At 48.3% G+C, this 17,469-nt stretch carries 16 protein-coding genes and 1 pseudogene; 7 read left to right on the forward strand and 10 right to left on the reverse strand.

The features are described 5' to 3' along the window. Positions 1 to 31: 31 nt before the first annotated feature. Positions 32 to 1,084, forward strand: coding sequence for a tRNA dihydrouridine synthase (locus NK638_RS03600; RefSeq protein ID WP_274631976.1), 1,053 nt, complete (start codon positions 32 to 34; stop codon positions 1,082 to 1,084). Positions 1,085 to 1,164: 80 nt separating this feature from the next. Here the strand turns inward: NK638_RS03600 and NK638_RS03605 are convergent, their stop codons facing one another. Further along, a complete protein-coding gene (locus NK638_RS03605) occupies positions 1,165 to 1,590 on the reverse strand; it encodes an MAPEG family protein (RefSeq protein ID WP_274631977.1) in 426 nt (141 codons plus the stop codon). Positions 1,591 to 1,604: 14 nt separating this feature from the next. Continuing rightward, positions 1,605 to 2,018 (reverse strand): OsmC family protein, encoded by a 414-nt coding sequence (locus NK638_RS03610; protein ID WP_192993195.1) that lies wholly within the window; start codon positions 2,016 to 2,018, stop codon positions 1,605 to 1,607. A gap of 463 nt (positions 2,019 to 2,481) precedes the next feature. On the opposite strand from NK638_RS03610, the gene NK638_RS03615 reads away from it, so the two are divergent. Then, entirely contained in the window at positions 2,482 to 3,000 is a 519-nt protein-coding gene (locus NK638_RS03615; RefSeq protein WP_075101928.1) for an RNA pyrophosphohydrolase, read from the forward strand. Between the two features lie 99 nt (positions 3,001 to 3,099). Here the strand turns inward: NK638_RS03615 and NK638_RS03620 are convergent, their stop codons facing one another. Together NK638_RS03620 and NK638_RS03625 are read right to left on the reverse strand one after the other, a co-directional pair. Next, positions 3,100 to 3,927: an NRDE family protein gene (locus tag NK638_RS03620; RefSeq protein WP_274631978.1), complete on the reverse strand. Its 828-nt coding sequence runs from the start codon at positions 3,925 to 3,927 to the stop codon at positions 3,100 to 3,102. A 76-nt stretch (positions 3,928 to 4,003) separates the two neighbouring features. Further along, positions 4,004 to 5,638, reverse strand: coding sequence for a DUF4139 domain-containing protein (locus NK638_RS03625; RefSeq protein ID WP_274631979.1), 1,635 nt, complete (start codon positions 5,636 to 5,638; stop codon positions 4,004 to 4,006). Between the two features lie 269 nt (positions 5,639 to 5,907). Here NK638_RS03625 and lgt point away from each other — a divergent pair. The 3 genes and pseudogenes from lgt (at position 5,908) to NK638_RS03640 (ending at position 8,354) form a co-directional block, all read left to right on the forward strand. Continuing rightward, a pseudogene (lgt, locus tag NK638_RS03630) lies at positions 5,908 to 6,782 on the forward strand (prolipoprotein diacylglyceryl transferase). Between the two features lie 81 nt (positions 6,783 to 6,863). Further along, entirely contained in the window at positions 6,864 to 7,730 is an 867-nt protein-coding gene (locus NK638_RS03635) for a thymidylate synthase (RefSeq protein WP_274631980.1), read from the forward strand. A gap of 48 nt (positions 7,731 to 7,778) precedes the next feature. Next, entirely contained in the window at positions 7,779 to 8,354 is a 576-nt protein-coding gene (locus tag NK638_RS03640) for a dihydrofolate reductase (protein ID WP_274631981.1), read from the forward strand. A 98-nt stretch (positions 8,355 to 8,452) separates the two neighbouring features. On the opposite strand, the gene uvrC is transcribed toward NK638_RS03640, so the two are convergent. Both uvrC and NK638_RS03650 read right to left on the reverse strand, forming a co-directional pair. Continuing rightward, entirely contained in the window at positions 8,453 to 10,297 is a 1,845-nt protein-coding gene (gene uvrC / locus NK638_RS03645) for an excinuclease ABC subunit UvrC (RefSeq protein ID WP_274631982.1), read from the reverse strand. Between the two features lie 142 nt (positions 10,298 to 10,439). Further along, positions 10,440 to 11,966, reverse strand: a complete 1,527-nt coding sequence (locus NK638_RS03650) for a DUF3360 family protein (protein WP_274631983.1) — start codon at positions 11,964 to 11,966, stop codon at positions 10,440 to 10,442. Between the two features lie 440 nt (positions 11,967 to 12,406). Between NK638_RS03650 and NK638_RS03655 the strand changes: the two genes are divergently transcribed. Further along, a complete protein-coding gene (locus NK638_RS03655) occupies positions 12,407 to 12,967 on the forward strand; it encodes a DUF4442 domain-containing protein (RefSeq protein WP_105244304.1) in 561 nt (186 codons plus the stop codon). 245 nt (positions 12,968 to 13,212) lie between these two features. Here NK638_RS03655 and rplS read toward each other — a convergent pair whose 3' ends face one another. From rplS to rpsP, 4 genes are all read right to left on the reverse strand, one after another. Then, positions 13,213 to 13,635, reverse strand: a complete 423-nt coding sequence (rplS, locus tag NK638_RS03660; RefSeq protein WP_105244305.1) for a 50S ribosomal protein L19 — start codon at positions 13,633 to 13,635, stop codon at positions 13,213 to 13,215. Between the two features lie 197 nt (positions 13,636 to 13,832). After that, positions 13,833 to 14,603 carry a tRNA (guanosine(37)-N1)-methyltransferase TrmD gene (gene trmD, locus NK638_RS03665; protein WP_274631984.1) on the reverse strand — a complete coding sequence of 257 codons (771 nt, stop codon included), beginning with the start codon at positions 14,601 to 14,603 and terminating at the stop codon, positions 13,833 to 13,835. Positions 14,604 to 14,723: 120 nt separating this feature from the next. Then, positions 14,724 to 15,257, reverse strand: coding sequence for a ribosome maturation factor RimM (gene rimM / locus NK638_RS03670; RefSeq protein ID WP_274631985.1), 534 nt, complete (start codon positions 15,255 to 15,257; stop codon positions 14,724 to 14,726). Positions 15,258 to 15,447: 190 nt separating this feature from the next. Next, entirely contained in the window at positions 15,448 to 15,717 is a 270-nt protein-coding gene (gene rpsP / locus NK638_RS03675; RefSeq protein WP_075101887.1) for a 30S ribosomal protein S16, read from the reverse strand. Positions 15,718 to 15,967: 250 nt separating this feature from the next. Between rpsP and NK638_RS03680 the strand changes: the two genes are divergently transcribed. Further along, positions 15,968 to 17,458: an ATP-binding protein gene (locus NK638_RS03680; protein WP_274631986.1), complete on the forward strand. Its 1,491-nt coding sequence runs from the start codon at positions 15,968 to 15,970 to the stop codon at positions 17,456 to 17,458. The last annotated feature ends 11 nt before the right edge of the window (positions 17,459 to 17,469 follow it).

A 17,469-nucleotide genomic window follows, 5' to 3' on the forward strand; every position in this document is an offset into this window, starting at 1 on the left:
TCGCCTTTCATTTAGATACTAAGCCTTAATCATGACTCAACATTCATCCCTCGAAATACGCCAGCGCACCCTGCAGCAACTATTTGCCCATCCTGTACGCCTACTCGCTCCCATGGAGGGGCTAACCGATCCGTTAATGCGGCAAATCTTAACACAGATTGCCGCAGACTTAGGCCGTCCTTATGATTGGTCAGTCAGTGAGTTTATACGGGTGACTCAAACGCTGCTGCCCGCGCATGTGTTTTATAAATATGTGCCAGAGCTACATCAAGACACCAAAACGACTGCTGGCACGCCCATACATATCCAGCTGCTCGGTAGTGATGCTAGCCTGATGGCAGAAAACGCCGCGTACGCCTGTGAGCTTGGCGCGCCTGCCATCGATATCAACTTTGGCTGCCCTGCCAAGACCGTCAATAGCCACCGCGGCGGCTCGGTACTGCTCGATGAGCCAGAGGTCATGTATGATATTATTAGTACCGTACGCCGCGCAGTGCCTGCCCATATTGCCGTCTCAGCGAAGATTCGCTTGGGCTACACAGATACCAGCCGTATGGACGATATCCGAGGTGCGATTGGGGCAAGTGGCGCAGACTGGTTGACCATTCATGCCCGCACCAAAACCCAAGGCTACAAGCCGCCCGCTTATTGGGACAAAATCCAAAATTTTAATAAGCTGAATATCCCAGTGATTGCCAATGGCGAGATTTGGAATAGTGAGCAAGCACAGCAATGCATGAGGCAGGCAGGCACACCGCACCTGATGCTAGGACGCGGCGCTGTGACCCGTCCTGACTTGATTGCCCGTGTCGATAGTAGCCATGATGATGAGAGGGCGGCGGCCAGCGTTAGAGCAAATAACAAGACCTTGACATGGCACGCGCTCATACCGCATCAAATTAAGTTTTTGGAAGGGGCAGCAAAAAACGATGTGGTACTGGTGGGCCGCTACAAACAGTGGCTGGGGATGCTAACCAAAGGCTATGATGAGGCGCATCCGGTGTGGGAACACATCAAGCGTGAAAAAGACAAAGCCGTCATCATCGATGCTCTTATCACCAGCGTCTCATCAGCGATGGCATAAACAGCAAAGACAATAACGGCTCGTCTTTTATCATAAAACAGAAGCTCGCTGCGGCGGCTAATTGTTCATAAGCCCTAGCGCTAGACGCTCACACGTATTGCTAAATAAAACAGCATGAATGGACACGCCATCGACAGCGTCCACAGTATCGAACGAAACGTCGCTAAATTACTGATATAAGCGATGCAAAAGCCAATACGAATCAGTACGTACAACCAAGCCAACACGTTGACAATCAGCTGAGGCACAAAAAACAACATCGCCACCAGCACTGCTGCCAAAAATACCGGCAACGTCTCATAGCTGTTTTGCTGAGCGGCATTGGCGCGCGCAGCGGCGCCCGTTGTCTCTTGCAAAAAACGGCGCGGATGGGCGTTGTCAGCCAGCCGAAAGCCACCAAGGGCTTTTGCACTCAGCGCCATCACGAGTGGCAACAAGCTTGCCACCACCATCGCCCAAATCGCGGATGCGGCGGTATCAGGAATCAACCCAAAAAATACATTCATGCGCGCTCTCGCCCCTACCCTGCAACCACTTCAAAATCATGCGTGATATTCACTCCACCCTGTACCAGCATACGACTGGCCGAGCAGTATTTTTCTGCTGATAGGTTCACCGCTTTTTCGACCTGCTTATCCTTGATGTCTTGACCGGTCACGATGAAGTGCATATGAATGTCGGTATAGACAGCAGGGACGGTCTCAGCGCGGTTTGCGGTCAGCTCACAACGTACATCCGTGACCTCTTGACGTGATTTTTGTAAGATAGACACCACATCATAGCTGGCACAGCCGCCCAAGCCGAGTAAGATCAGCTCCATCGGGCTTGCGCCATTTTCTTTGTCGGCGTCGATTTGCACATTATGCCCTGAGGGTGACACGCCCAAAAAGGCTTTTTTCTCTTGCCACGTGACACTTGCTTTTGATTCTGACATGTTCGTTTTTCCTTATTTTGATTGGCAGATAACCTGATTATTATTTTCAATAATACACGCGATAAGGTTAGTGTAGCACAAGCCAAAACCAGATTTTATAAAGACCTGATAAAGCAGCAGCCATCTGTATTTATTTGACGGCAACGCACCATCATAACCTTACATACCTTGTTGTTAAGCAATAGTTAACAAACTCAACCTGTGTTTGCTCATGTTTATCAAGATGACCTTAAGAAACTAGCTTACAAAAGTCTGTTTATAAGATATTGATTTTAATAGGTAAAACTCGTGAAACATTTTATAGCAAAATACTGTTACACATTTTGCTTGTTTCTTGGTTTAATAACGGTAATGAATCTTATTTTGGCCAGATATAGGTGACAGTCGACTTATAATAATTAAGATAGTCATCATGGTATCGGTTTGAAATAAGCTATTTTTAAACAAATTAAAAGGGTTAGTCATGATAGATGCAGACGGCTTTCGCGCCAATGTCGGCATCATCTTGGCAAATACACAAGGGCAAGTACTGTGGGCAAAACGTATTGGTCACAACGCTTGGCAGTTTCCTCAAGGCGGCATCGACCGCGGGGAGACGCCGATGGATGCGATGTATCGCGAGCTCTGGGAAGAGGTCGGCCTACATCCGCGTCATGTAGACTTATTGGCAGTCACTCAAGACTGGCTGCGCTATCGTCTGCCTAAGCGTTATGTACGCCATGGACAGCACCCTTTGTGTATTGGGCAAAAACAAAAATGGTTTTTGCTGCGCTTAGATGAGCCAAATACTCAACACATTCGTTTTGATGAAGGTAAACCAGAATTTGACCACTGGCAATGGGTCAGTTATTGGTATCCTCTAGGACAAGTGATTCATTTTAAACGTGGGGTATATCGCCGCGCCTTGCAAGAGCTGGTGCGCGAGCTTCCCCTAAAACAAGAGCTGATCCTTCCGGAACAGGACAACCATTTGCTGGCATGACTTTGATAGAGTTTTGACATAGTTTTGGTGTGATTTTGGCATCGCTAATTAACTACATATGCTCACTGTGATACTGTTATGGAATCACCGTGAGCATTTTTATGCGCCGGTTGCAGACGCGCTTGCCTCGCGGCTAACGAGCGTGGCAGTGGTTTTACTACTTGCCCCTTTATGCTTGTCTTGGCGCAAGGTTAAGATGCTTTGAGTACGGGTACCATAAGTAGGGAGAGGGGCCTGCCGCTGATCAAATGCTACAGGCTCGATATAGACAGAGGACAGCATCTGCTCAATCTCCCTACTCATGCCGGTATCGGGTAGCTGATCGGCGGGGGCTTGTCGGTTGTCAGATAGCACCGCATAGGCAGCGTCCTGCCAGTAAGCAGGCGAGCTGTCTTCGGCGATAAGTGGCAGCACTTCTTGACGCAGCCTACCACGCAGTTTTTCGGTTTTGAACCAACCGTCGTCTGGCTGACCGTTTGAGACCACATGCAACCCTGCATACAGTGGCGTAGGCGCATGGCCGCGATTATTGACCATCACTGCTTGCAGCGCATCGCCAATGATCAGGTTAAAACCTGCATAGTCTTGCAACTCAATTTGCCGAGCAAAGTCCATCGGGCTTCTATCACTGGTCAAAAAATCTGTAACCAGTGCCCCACGCGAGCGCTCATCTGCCCCTGCCTGCACCCCATCACGAAAGTTTAGCACCGCCGCCCAGCGTCCATTTTGCTCATAAAGACCGTCGTGCATGACTTGGTGAATACCCAGCCAGGTACCGCCACTTTGCTGATCGCGACCTGCATAAATCGGCTTATCAGGCCACTGGTGCAGCGGCTCAGTCGGACGCTGCAAAAACTCATCTCGGTTGGATAAGAGTACCAGCGGCACCTCATCAAACAACTGCCAAGCGATGGCGACGATACACATAGTTTTCCTTTTATGGGATTGGTAGTTTATGGGACTGGTCGTGTTTTAAAATGGCCTGCATCTTTCTATTTTTATATCAATTGGTGCGGAGCTTTTTATCAGCAGGATAGCTAATCTGTGTGGTCGATCGAATCACTTTTGATTGTTTACTTGGCAAATCAAACTCCCAAGCGACCATGCCGGTATTGTCATTCCAGTCGCGTTCAGTGACGGGCGGGTTGTGCACTGTGGTTACTTTAATACTGTCATCACGGCTGATAGGCTCACTGCTCAGTACCTGCAAACGTCTGGTGCGGCTATGCTGATTGGTCAATTGATAAGCTTCGGTACTACTTAAGGTTTGCTTACGATTAAACGCGCCCTTATCGCCTTGCTTATCTTCGTCGGTTATTTGTTTAATGAGGATATTTGGATCAACGCCAAAGCCGATACCCTGCTCTTTGAGCGTTTGATACTGATAGCGCGCTTGACCAATATAATTATCATCACGGTAGAGCTGAAGCGCTCCATCGGCCCAAGCAGGTGTCAAAAATGGTGCCGATGCATACCAATAAGCCGTTTGCTCAACACTTGGCGTACTGCGGATCCAAAGCTTGCTACGCCCAGACTGCTCATCGATGATCGTACGCACGTGCCTACCGTCACTTGGCAAGCTCACGCGCTGCGGCAACCGGTACTCGATGATGCCGTTTTTGTTTTGACGACTCACGCTAAAGCTCGGTAGCGGTGCCATCGTCGGTGCCGACGCCTCCCTGTCATCGCTACTTCTTTCTGAGACGACGATGGGAGAAGGCTCCATCATGGATGATGCAACCCTAGCACGTGATGCTTGCTCTTTTTCATATAATGACAGGCGCGCCACATTTGGCAGCTGGCCTGTGGTGCGTTGATTGGGGTTGACTGAGCTGAGTACGACAGGGACGTTTTGCCAATTCTCTCCGGTTTGCTGAGCGATGATGGCTGATGCGGTAATGCTAAGCTGCTCGGTATTGGTATCCAGACGCGCCTGATAAGTCGGCTGCCAACCTGCGCCGCGCACTTGATAATGGAGCTTTACCGCGGCGGGCTTGCGGCTGGCAGTACGGACACTGACCTGTGTCACGCGATTTTGCGTCGATGTGCTACTGCCCGCCATCGATTGATTAAGCGCAGCCTGTGCCCGCGCTTGCCGCTGCTTGATATCCCATATGCGTTTATTGATACTTACCGCTTGTGTTTCTATATCACGGGCGTTATTGGCCACTGTGCCCTCTGTACTGATTTGACTGACCTTGGTGAGGTTTTGTAGATAGGCTTTTGCCAGATTGGCAGCTTCTAGCTCGGCATTGATTTTAGCAAGCGCGGCTTGTTGCGATTGTACATTGGCATCGCCCTCATACTGACACTGCGCTGCTTGCTCACCGCTTAGCGTCTCGATACTGACTTCACCGAGATTGACGCCTGTGACGGCCTGCACGCTCACGCTGTCTTTGTCGATATAAGGAGACAAGCAAGAAAACACCAGCGTCTGCTCTCCATTACCCTTGACAGGTAGCGCGCGGGTGACACTGGCCAAGCCTTGATAAATGGTGACTTGCTCGATACTGCTACTTGCTGCATATGCAGGCATCAGGGATAGTGCCAGCAGACTGGGTAGACTGAGCAAGATTAGGCCTTTTTTTGCCCAACGGTACTCAGTGGCTGTTGCTACTTTTGATACATCAGCTTGCATAATCTATCCTTAAAATACGGTTTATCCATTCATACGGTCTATCAGCGCCAGCCCATATCCGCTCATGCTTCTGAAAATATTGAGGTATTTATCATTAGCAGCTTTTTTATATCTTAGCGGTTTTCTATCGTGGTTTCTAGCGGCTGGCAGGCGCAAATCACATTTCTGCAGTCTCTGTGATGCAATTGTCTAACCGTAATTTGGTATGCCTGCCAAGCTATTTTTGCTATTATGACCCCCATTCTATTATCAATAATTATGATATTCTTATGATGATTCATCCTCAGTACGATCCCGTAGCGCTGTCCTTGGGCCCTGTAGAAGTACATTGGTATGGCTTGATGTATCTGCTGGCATTTGCCGCCGCGTTTGGTCTGGCATGGTACCGCAGTGGCCAGCGTGAGAGCTGGACCACTGACATGGTGTCAGACCTTGTTTTTTATGGCGCGCTCGGTGTCATTTTGGGTGGCCGTATCGGCTATGTGCTATTTTATCAATTTGGTGAGCTGCTACAAAACCCCGCCTATTTATTTAAGGTGTGGGAAGGCGGTATGTCGTTCCACGGCGGCATGATTGGGGTTTTACTCGGCATGTTGTATTTTGCCCGTAAGTACAAAAAAACGCCTTTTCAAGTGCTGGATTTTATCGTGCCGTGTGTACCGACGGGATTATTGTTTGGTCGTATCGGCAACTATATCAACGGTGAACTGTGGGGGCGCGTCTCTGATGGCGGGTGACCTACTTCCCGCAGGCCGCGGCTTTTGATATGCAGCAATTGCAAGCCAATCCTCAATTACAGGAGTTGATGATGGAGGTCAACGGCCAGTATTTACTGCCCCGCCACCCATCACAGCTCTATGAGGCCTTTGCTGAAGGTCTGCTGCTATTCTTGTTTTTGTGGTGGTACTCTGCCAAGCCGCGTCCACGTATGGCGGCATCGGCGATATTCTTATTAGGTTACGGTATCAGCCGCTTTATCATCGAGTTTTTCCGTCAGCCAGATGCCGATCAAGGTTTTATTTTACTCGGCTGGATGACCAAAGGCCAAATACTGAGCACACCAATGATTATCATCGGCTTTGTACTGTTGGTTTATGCCTATAAACGCGGTATCTATGACTGGGGTAAGCAAGCGGCCTATTAAGCGCGCTGGCACTATAAATATCCAAAAAACAGATTAAGACTTATTTAATGACGCGCTTTGATAGCGTAGAAGAGCAATATTATGAGCAGTTACAGTAGTAAAAACGAGCAGGCTTATTTGGACTTGCTGCGTCACGTCATGAGTGAAGGCACTGAAAAAGGCGATCGTACGGGCACAGGTACGCTAAGCCACTTCGGCGCGCAGATGCGTTTTGACTTATCAGACGGCTTCCCGTTACTGACCACCAAAAAAGTCCACTTTAAATCCATCGTGTATGAGCTATTGTGGTTTTTGAGCGGTAGCACTCATGTCGATTATCTACAAGAAAACGGCGTGCGTATCTGGAACGAATGGGCCACAGCGGAACAGACGGCGCGCTTCAATCGTCCTGCGGGCGATTTAGGGCCAGTATACGGTCACCAATGGCGCAACTACGGCGCGACCAAAGACGAGAATGGCGGCTATAACAATGACGGTGTCGATCAAATCGCCCAAGTCGTGGAGCAAATCAAGACCAATCCCAACTCCAGACGCTTGATTGTCTCTGGCTGGAACCCAGGTGAAGCCGAGCAAGTCGCCCTGCCGCCTTGTCATACGCTGTTTCAGTTTTTTGTCGCGGACAACAAACTCTCCTGCCAGCTTTACCAGCGCTCAGCGGATTTGTTCCTAGGTGTGCCGTTCAATATCGCCAGCTATGCCCTACTGACTCACATGATTGCGCAGGTTTGTGGGCTGGGTGTGGGCGAGTTTATCTGGACCGGCGGCGACTGTCATATTTATCAAAACCACCGCGAGCAAGTCGAGCTGCAACTGACGCGTGAGTGTTATGCACTACCGACATTGACGCTCAACCCTAATGTCGATGATATTTTTGCATTTCGTTTTGAGGATATTAGCGTAAACGGTTATGCATCACATCCCGCTATCAAAGCAAAAGTCGCGGTATAAAGACTGTTTTTTACTTCATCTGACTGACGAAAACAATAAGGACATATTATGAGTTATGCCAATACCCAAGTCGCCCAAATCGCTGCTATCAGTAGCAATCGCTGTATCGGCAAGGACAATGAGCTGCCGTGGCATATCTCAGCAGATTTGCAGCATTTCAAACAAATGACCACCAAAGCAACAGGCGGTGCGGTTCAAGGTATCGTCATCATGGGGCGCAAGACCTTTGAATCAATGGGCAGCAAGCCGTTGCCAAAACGTGTCAGCTTTATTATCAGCAGTCAAATGGACTACGCCAAAAAGAGCGGCCTAGTAGGCAAAGACAATGCGTATGTGGTACATAATTTGGATGATGCTTTAACGCAAGCTGCCAGTCTCGCCCATGGTGCTCACTTAGATACGATTTGGGTCATCGGCGGCGAGCGGGTATTTCGTGATGCCTTTATGTACACCGATCGTATTGAACTGACACACGTCGATACCGAGATCCCTGACGGCGAGGCGTTTTATCCTGAATTGCCGAGCGACTTTGCAGTCGCAGAAGCGTCTGAGTCGATGCATGATGAAAAAAGCGGATTGGATTTTAGATTTGTGACTTACCTAAAACAGGCTACTGAATCATAAAAACGTACTCTTCATCAATGACTCAAAAATGGGGCTGTTTCTTTATCTAGAGCAGCCCCGTTTTCTATACGCACAGCGAACCTTTACCCATATATAGCCTACTCATGCAGCACTTTATAAATGGTCTTGGCCAATACTGGACCGATGCCCTGTACACCCGACAGCTCTTGCTGCGAAGCCCCTAGCAGTTGCTGCATCCCGCCAAAGTGGTTGAGCAAGTCGCGGCGGCGCTTTTCTCCCAGCCCCGGTATCACCTCCAGCACCGACGACGAACGGCGTTTATCGCGCTTTTTACGGTGCGCTGTGATGGCAAAACGATGCGCCTCATCGCGAATATGCATCAATAAATGCAGCGCCTTGCTGTCCATGGGCAGATCCAGCGGCTCATGATCGATAAAATGTAATACTTCTAAACCCGCCTTGCGCCCTTCTCCTTTTGCCACACTCACAAGCAGCGTTTCATTTAAAATACCCAGCTCGGTCAAGACGTCTTTGGCGATATTAAGCTGACCTTTGCCGCCATCAATCAGCAACAGATCAGGCAGTGGCTGTTTTTTATAGCGCCGCGTCAGCACTTGCTGCATCGCCGCATAATCGTCACCGCCTTGGATATCATGAATCGCATACTGACGGTAATCACGGCGGCGTGAGCCTCCTTGATCGAACACCACACAGCTACCGATGGTCGCCTCCCCCATAGTGTGTGAGATATCAAAGCACTCGATACGGTCTATGGCGCGATCAGTGACATCAGCCAGTACGTCCTTTAGCGCACCAAAGCGCGCATGCAGCTCTAGATAGTCGCCCAGTTTGGTTTTTAGTGCATTGTTGGTATTCAGTTTGGCCAAGTCCATCCACTCTGAGCGGTGCTCGCGCACATTGGTTTTGATAACGACTTTGCTCTCAAAGTGGGTGGCCAATGCTTCGCTGATTGCTTGTTGGTCAGGTAGCGCATGACTGAGAATAATCTCACTTGGCAAGTCGTCGGTCACCTGAAAATAAAACGAGGTAATAAAGGCGGACAAATTATCCGCGAGCGACTCACTGCTATCGACATCAGGGAAGTAGTTTTTGCCACCGAGTACGCGGCCGCCGCGCACCGTCAGCACATTGACACAAGTCATGCCTGCCTGACTGGCAATCGCAATCACATCGGCCTCGCCTTGCACCGTATAGACGGCCTGCCGCGCTTGTACTTCGCGCAGCATAGAGAGCTGATCCCGATAAAAGACTGCTTTTTCAAAATCTAACGCTTCAGCAGCACTTTCCATCTTTTCAATTAGCGCACTGTGTATGTCACTTGAGTCGCCTTTGAGAAAACGAATGGTGTTATTCACATCTTCTGCATATTCTTCTGGCGACACCAAGCCCACACAGGGCGCACGGCAACGCTTGATTTGATACTCAAGGCACGGACGCTTACGCTGCTTAAAAAACGTATTGGTACACTGGCGCATCTGAAACATCTTTTGCATGAGCACCAAGGTTTCTTTGGCCGCATGAGCAGAAGGAAAAGGCCCAAAAAACCGACCTTTTTGGTGATTGCCTTTGCCGCGGCCATAAGCCAATCTTGGATAAGGCTTATCCGCTGAGATAAACACATACAGATAAGATTTATCATCACGCAGTAGGACGTTATAAGGGGGACGGTATTCTTTAATCAGGTTTTGCTCAAGCAGCAATGCCTCGGTCTCACTACGGGTAATGATGGTCTCGATATCGTGAATCCGTGCCACCAGTGCCCGCGTCTTTGGATGGTCAATGGTCTTAGCGAAGTAGCTATTGACGCGACTTTTTAACGATTTTGCCTTGCCCACATATAAAATATCACTGTTTTTACCCAGCATTTTATAGACCCCTGGCAAGTTTGGCAGGCGCTGAATTAGATGTTTGAGGCGGGCTTTTTTATCCTCGACGGGACTCGACTCTGAGACATTAACCATAAAATTTATTGCTCTTAAGACACTGATATACAGCTATTTATGGGGCGGCAGCCTACGTTTTACAAGCCATCAAACTTATCCGCTTACACACAAAAAAACCAGCACGAGGCTGGCTTTTCTTTTTTTGTGGTAGGCAAAATTTCTAATGACGGAAGTTCGGTAATAGTGCAGGAATGCCCGGCAACATCCCAACCACCGCCATGACACCAGTCAATATCACAAAGGTAATGACAGGAATAATCCAGCGGCTCATCTTTGATAGGCTCGCACTACGCTCCTTTGAGCCAATCAAACCTAGGTTATCAAGCACCAAGGTAATCGACCAGCCAAAGGCTGGGTTGACCAATGCCGAGGCAAAGACCACAATCGCAGCAGACTGCGTGGTTTTACCTTCGCGCGTCATCTCCATCCCCGCCTCAAGCAGCGGAATAAAGACCCCGACGATCAGCGCCACACACATCACCGGCTCCCAAATCGCCAAATCCATCGGATAGCCCCAGATAGCAGCGATCACACAAAACAGTCCTGTGAGTACCGCACCCGCTGGAATCGGGCGTTTGGCAATCGCAGCTGGTACGATATACGTACCCCATGATGACGCAAAGTTTGCGCCGCCAAGGATAGATCCTGCGACCTGACGGATAGAGGCACTGGTCATCGTGTCATCGATATCCATCAACACGCGCTCGGTACGCTTTGGGTAGCTGATCTTTTGAAAGACCTGATGACCCAAAAAATCCGGTGACCACATAGCGACGGCCAATACCGCAAATGGCAATACCACCACAAAGCTTTCAATCGTCGGTAAGCCTAGCATCCAGCCCGTGTCCTCCCCCCACCAGTACATCGGGTTCATATTTGGCAGGCCAGGCGCTGTCTCAAAGGCAAAAGGCGCGCCCATGGCAAAGGCCACACCGCCACCTAACAAGCAGCTTAACGGTACAGCCAGCCAGCGCTTTTGAAAGTTTTCTAACACCGCGTACAGGATGATGGTCAGCAAAATCACCACAAAGGCGATATGCGCCATGCCGATACCTTCGGCCCATGCAAAAAGATTTTTGACCTGCGAGAGGGTGCCAATAAAACCCAAATAAAGCAGCAGACCGCCACACACGCCTTTACTGGTCAAGTTTGCCAGCAGACTGCCTCCTTTACTAATGGCTAGTAATAGCCCAAAAGCACCGATGAGCAAGCCAAAGGCCATCGGGTGACCACCAGCAGCAACGACGATAGGAATCAGTGGAATCAGTGGCCCGTGCGTACCAGCAAGGTTGGCCGTCGGTAGCAGAAAGCCTGAGAATAAAATCACAAAGAAAGCGACAATTAACAGCTCATAGCGCACGTTTTCTAATACAAAGGCATCGCTTAGCCCAAGCGGCCCTGCAAACGTAGCGGCAATAGCACCTACCATCACCACCTTACCGATCGTTGCGGCCATCGCAGGGATGGTATCTTCATACTCAAAACGATAATCACGAAACGGCAAGTTTACCCGCCAGCGCTTGGGCTGCATGATTTGTAGTTCATGATTTAGATAGGCGTCACGACTCTCAAAGCTTGAGCTGGGCTTGTGTAGATCAAGGTAGCTGCCTTGTGGTTCGCTGTCGTAATTGGATGGATTCGATGGTGGCGGATTAGACCCTGAGGCAGGGATCTGAGTGTTACTCATCACATTTCCTTATGTCGACTGAGGCTTCGATGGACGGGCAGTGCACTGACGTGACTTGATAAAATCACAGGGCAGTACAAATTGCAGGCTATTGTATGTCACAGGACAGTGAAATGCGAGCGCGGAACCATATAAAGATACTATGCGTCTCGGTTTGATTGATAACTTAAAGTTTTAAGTTATCATTTTTGCAAACTTATCAATCATTTATTTTAGAAAAACAACCACAGATTGCTTAGCGATGACCGTGCTCAGGGCGACGTGCTGCCTCATATATTCATCATTTATCTTATTTATAATGAGGCATACTTACGCTTTAAACCTAGCGGTAAAGACGATTTTTACTTATGATAAATAGCTTTCACGCTAGATACCCTGCAACAGGTGTCAGCTATTTGACTTAATAATTAAAAATCGAAAAGAAGTAACAGGATTCCTTTATGAGCTTACTACCCACCAACCTTGAGACCTTAAAGCGTCGCGCCAAACAAAGCATCATGCCATTGTTGACACCGCATTTACTCAAACTGCGTATCAACACCTACGCGCCTTACGTCGGAGCTGGCATCAAAATCGAGCATATCAGCCTCGATCAAGGTTTATGTGTGGTCAGTATGGGTTTGAATAGCTTAAATAAAAACATCGTCGGCACCCAGTTCGGTGGCAGCCTCTACTCTATGGTCGATCCGTTTTATATGCTCATGCTGATGCATCAATTGGGCAGTCATTATGTGGTATGGGACAAAAGCTCACATATCGACTTTGTCGCGCCAGGCCATAGCAAAGTCACTGCAAGGATGAAGATACCGAGCGCTGAGATCATTACCATTCAAGAGCTGGCCAAAGATGGAGGGGCGGTATTTCGCGACTACAGTGTCGATATCGTCGATGAGCAGCAAAAAGTTGTGGCCACTGTCACCAAGACACTGTATATCCGTTTGCGTAAGCACAGCAAATCAAAGGATCAAAGCATACGCATCGACACCGCTGATAGCGCCTAATCTCATGCATCTGCATTCATAGGCACACATGTATTTGCGCCCATACAAAAACCCCAATCCAGCTATCGCATAGATTGGGGTTTTGTCTTTTTGGTATGGCCCGCTTATTTATAAATAAACCTATGAATAAGGGCTGGTATCTATGCTTGTCCGAGCCTTTGCTGGCGGTGATAATCACAGACTAACAAAGACTCAGAGCAGCGCTTAGATACTTATGATCACGTATGTGCTCACGTAACTTGTGCTTAGATACCTGGCGCTGTTTCAACCGCATCAGGAACACCAGCGTCAGTTTTTTTCTGAGCTGTTGGACGAGCACCAAGCTTTTCGCGGATACGTGCTGATTTACCAGAGCGCTCACGTAAGTAGTATAGTTTCGCACGACGAACTGCACCACGGCGTTTCACTTCGATGCTATCGATCAGTGGTGAATGCAACTGGAATGCACGCTCAACACCGACGCCGCTTGAGATTTTACGTACGGTAAATGCTGAGTTTAAACCGCGGTTACGCTTAGCGATGACCACACCTTCAAAAGCCTGTAGACGCTCACGCTCACCTTCACGTACTTTTACTTGTACGACAATGGTATCACCGGGTGCAAAGCTTGGGTGTTCACGCAATTGAGCGTTTTCGATGACCTGAACCAATGGATGCTTGTTGCTCATGAGAGTTATCTCCTCACATTAGATAATAGAGGCTTCACGCATATCACCTGTTTGTAATAATGAATTGCATCTTATTATGAAAAGACGCAACGTAAATGGGTTATAACCAACGGCCACAATATGATGACTCGTTTTATTATTGCTCAAAATTTTATTGTTTAACTGTTTATCAAATTCAAAAACGATAAAACGAAAGGTTAACCCCTATTTTTATCTGTTTTTACCAGTGCCTTTAGCCACTTCGCTTGCTCTGCCGTTGGGGTAAACGCCTGCCATAAGTCTGGCCGACGCGCTTGCGTGCGACTGACTTGCTGAGCAAAACGCCACTTAGCAATATTGGCATGATGACCTGAGAGTAATACCTCAGGGACGCTCATACCTGCAAACTCATGCGGCTTGGTATAATGCGGACAATCAAGCAAACCATCGACAAACGAGTCTTGCTCAGCGGACTGATCATCGCCCATGATATCAGGCAAACGACGTATCACACTATCCATCAATACCATGGCAGGCAGCTCACCGCCTGTCAGCACATAATCCCCCAATGACACTTCCCTATCGACATATCGTGATAGTAAGCGCTCATCAATACCCTCGTAACGACCGCACAATATAATCATGCCATCGTACTCAGCCATGCTGACCACACTACTCTCACTGAGCGTCTGTCCTTGTGGCGACATATAAATCACCGGACAGTGCTCACTATCGACACGGCAGCCGTGCTGACTCGCTCGCAAGCGCGCATCCTCTATGGCTTTTGATAATGGCTCGGCCATCATTACCATGCCAGGACCGCCACCATACGGGCGCTCATCAATGCGGCGGTAGTTATCGGTGGTATAATCACGTGGATTAATGCACTCAATCGTCACGTGCTCTCCAGCGACTGCCCTTCCTGTGATACCAAAATCACAAATCGTGGCAAACATCTCAGGAAAAATACTAATGACGGCAAAATACATCTGATATCTACTTAATTGACGCAGTGATCATACTGGCGCTAACGCCAAAAATTGTCTTACTCGTACTATTACTAGTTATTAGCTACTTGATTAATAGATATTTGACTAATATCTATTTAATTAATAGTCACTTGGCCATGCCACCAGCACCGTTTTTTCAGTCATATCGACCTCAATGACGGTTTGTTTGTGCCATGGAATCAGGCGCTCTTCACCATCCAAGCTGTCTGAGTTTGCTTTCACGCGCATGATGTCATGCGCGCCAGTTTCAAACATTTCGGTGATATCGCCCAGATACTCTTCTTGCTCGTTTATCACGCGCAAGTCGATCAAGTCTGACCAATAATATTCATCCTCAGCCGTTTCTGGCAAGACGTCTTGCTCGATCCAAACGGTCACACCGTTCATCGTCTCCGCAACATTGCGATCAGGTACCTGCTCAAACTGAGCGACGATTCCTGTGCCTTGTTGACGCCATGCTTTCACCGTCAAAGGCTTCATGCCAGTGGCAGTTTTCATCCACCACGGCTGCATGTCAAATATCGCCGTCCGATCCTCTGTATCACTAAATACCCACAGCCAGCCTTTAATACCATAAGGCTTTTTAAGCTGACCGATTTTCATAAGGGTACTAGCGTCTGGAGCAGATGACATAACGGCTAACCTAGTAATGACTAACAAACAGTAAGTAAAACAATCACGATTAAAGCAACAATCATTGAAAACTGCGTTAAAAGCGATAAACAGTTAATGGCGCACCCTGGTCAGACCAGTTACGCTATGTGTTCTCAAGTCTATTGAGACTGCCATAGTCAAACTATAGGCACCTCAGCGACCAACAAACTTAAGCAGTGGCTTCAGTTTGAGCGGCAGACTTGCTATAAGCTTTTGCTAATGAAGCAACGCGATCTGAAGGCTGGGCACCTTTGGCGATCCACGCATTGTACGCTTCCATGTTTAGGCGTACTGCTTCTTCAGACTCTTTAGCGAGTGGGTTAAAAAAGCCGATGTTTTCAATATAGCGACCGTCACGCGCGCGACGTTGATCAGCAACAACTACTTGATAAAATGGGCGTTTCTTGGCACCGCCCCGTGCTAAACGAATAACAACCATGTGAATTCTCTCTTTCGCAGGTATACCAAAAAGGGCATAATTATATCACAGTCTTGATTTATTGAAAACATAAACTGTGCTTATTTAATTATTTATTAACAATAGCTTAAATGGCTATCGATGTAAAATCCTTCTAGGATTTGCATATGGCAATCCTCTGCTATTGCGCCGTTATTTTTGGTGGATGACATCCTTTCTAGACCAAATAACGCTATACTTTATAACGCCTCATGTAACCTACTGGATTGTTATGACTCCATCAAATCTACCAACCCGTCGCAAAGGCTGGCTTGCGCGCTCTTACTCCAACACTTGGCTGACGACTTTGATGGTCGCCTTTATCGTGCTGATCAGTGTCAGTTTATCGATTTTGTTTTTTTGGCGCAGTCTGTATTTGCCAGAGCTCAAAAATCATGCGCGTTATTTGACCAGCGAGCTAAAGCTGATGAATAGCGCCAATAAAGACTGGCAAGCGCGTCCTGAGGTACGCCAGTGGATTTATCGGCACTCACATGTGGTGGTGGTGGATAATCCAAGCGACTTTCCGGAGGTAGCTGATAAAGCCTTTGTCGGTATCTTTACCAACGTGTTGCAGCGAGAGATTGGCGCTCAATTAGGGCGACCTGTTGAGGTGTATTTTAAATTTAAGCCCACACCGCAATTATGGGTACAAGACAGCCGTGACGACAGTTTTTGGATTCGTGAGCCTGTGGTGTATTACTCACAGTATAGCCCAAGTCTGCTAGTGTTATTTTTGATTGGTTTACCTATCTTGTCCTTGCTCACCATTGTTTTACTAGCGCGACAATTAAACCGCCCGCTGCGCTATCTGCAGCGCGCCGCGACCAATTACATTCGTCTTGGTCACGCCACCACCCTGCCCACTCAAAAAGGCCCAACAGAGATACGTCAGGTCAATATGGCCTTTAATCGCCTATTTACCACGCTCAGCCAAGCGCAAAAAGAGCGTACCATCATGCTTGCCGGTATCTCACATGATTTGCGGACGCCGCTGACCCGAATGCGGTTGACCGCTGAGATGCTGCCGGATGATTTTTTTCGTGAAGGGCTGATTTATGATATTGAAGATATGGATGCGATTTTGGAGCAGTTTATCTCGTTTATGAAAGATGGCTCCGATGAGCCTGTGAGCCTAACCAATCTGGACACCATATTTAATGAAATCATGGTGCAATTTGCGCCAATGGAGTTTATCTATCAATCTGAGTGCCATAAAGTGGTACCCGTCAGGCCGCTTTCTATCAAACGTTTGATTATCAACCTTATAAATAATGCCAATCGCTACGGCAAACCGCCCATTTATCTATCGGCAACCGTCATACCGACCTTTGTCGAAACCGCTGTAGATGAAGAAACCGATGTGGTGACGGAAAACGTAGTAAACCAAGAAGCACAAGAACAATTGGTAATCTGTGTGCGCGATTGCGGCGATGGCGTGGCAGAAGACCAATTAGAGCGAATCATGCAACCATTTGAGCGCGGCGAGACGGCACGTACCACACAAGGCAGTGGTCTAGGCTTAGCCATCGTCAGCCGTATTGCAGGGTTACATCATGGTACGGTTGAGGCCATCAATCACCCTGATGGCGGTTTACAAGTGTGCGTACGTATCCCGCTACTCTCTAAGGTGGCTGGCGATGAAACCTTAGCCGCCGATACGCCCACTACCTCAGAGCCATCTGATGAGAAACAGGCCACAGACAAGCCGCCTAACCCTTAAAAGTTAGGGTT

It is taken from the genome of Psychrobacter sp. A3, from assembly GCF_028823565.1.
Classification (GTDB): Bacteria; Pseudomonadota; Gammaproteobacteria; order Pseudomonadales; family Moraxellaceae; genus Psychrobacter; species Psychrobacter celer.

Excerpts from the sequence above, each read along its gene's own strand:
- NK638_RS03600 (WP_274631976.1), top strand. The coding sequence starts at position 32 with ATGACTCAACATTCATCCCTCGAAATACGCCAGCGCACCCTGCAGCAA.
- NK638_RS03605 (WP_274631977.1), bottom strand. The coding sequence starts at position 1,590 with ATGAATGTATTTTTTGGGTTGATTCCTGATACCGCCGCATCCGCGATT.
- NK638_RS03610 (WP_192993195.1), bottom strand. The coding sequence starts at position 2,018 with ATGTCAGAATCAAAAGCAAGTGTCACGTGGCAAGAGAAAAAAGCCTTT.
- NK638_RS03615 (WP_075101928.1), top strand. The coding sequence starts at position 2,482 with ATGATAGATGCAGACGGCTTTCGCGCCAATGTCGGCATCATCTTGGCA.
- NK638_RS03620 (WP_274631978.1), bottom strand. The coding sequence starts at position 3,927 with ATGTGTATCGTCGCCATCGCTTGGCAGTTGTTTGATGAGGTGCCGCTG.
- NK638_RS03625 (WP_274631979.1), bottom strand. The coding sequence starts at position 5,638 with ATGCAAGCTGATGTATCAAAAGTAGCAACAGCCACTGAGTACCGTTGG.
- NK638_RS03635 (WP_274631980.1), top strand. The coding sequence starts at position 6,864 with ATGAGCAGTTACAGTAGTAAAAACGAGCAGGCTTATTTGGACTTGCTG.
- NK638_RS03640 (WP_274631981.1), top strand. The coding sequence starts at position 7,779 with ATGAGTTATGCCAATACCCAAGTCGCCCAAATCGCTGCTATCAGTAGC.
- uvrC (WP_274631982.1), bottom strand. The coding sequence starts at position 10,297 with ATGGTTAATGTCTCAGAGTCGAGTCCCGTCGAGGATAAAAAAGCCCGC.
- NK638_RS03650 (WP_274631983.1), bottom strand. The coding sequence starts at position 11,966 with ATGAGTAACACTCAGATCCCTGCCTCAGGGTCTAATCCGCCACCATCG.
- NK638_RS03655 (WP_105244304.1), top strand. The coding sequence starts at position 12,407 with ATGAGCTTACTACCCACCAACCTTGAGACCTTAAAGCGTCGCGCCAAA.
- rplS (WP_105244305.1), bottom strand. The coding sequence starts at position 13,635 with ATGAGCAACAAGCATCCATTGGTTCAGGTCATCGAAAACGCTCAATTG.
- trmD (WP_274631984.1), bottom strand. The coding sequence starts at position 14,603 with ATGTATTTTGCCGTCATTAGTATTTTTCCTGAGATGTTTGCCACGATT.
- rimM (WP_274631985.1), bottom strand. The coding sequence starts at position 15,257 with ATGTCATCTGCTCCAGACGCTAGTACCCTTATGAAAATCGGTCAGCTT.
- rpsP (WP_075101887.1), bottom strand. The coding sequence starts at position 15,717 with ATGGTTGTTATTCGTTTAGCACGGGGCGGTGCCAAGAAACGCCCATTT.
- NK638_RS03680 (WP_274631986.1), top strand. The coding sequence starts at position 15,968 with ATGACTCCATCAAATCTACCAACCCGTCGCAAAGGCTGGCTTGCGCGC.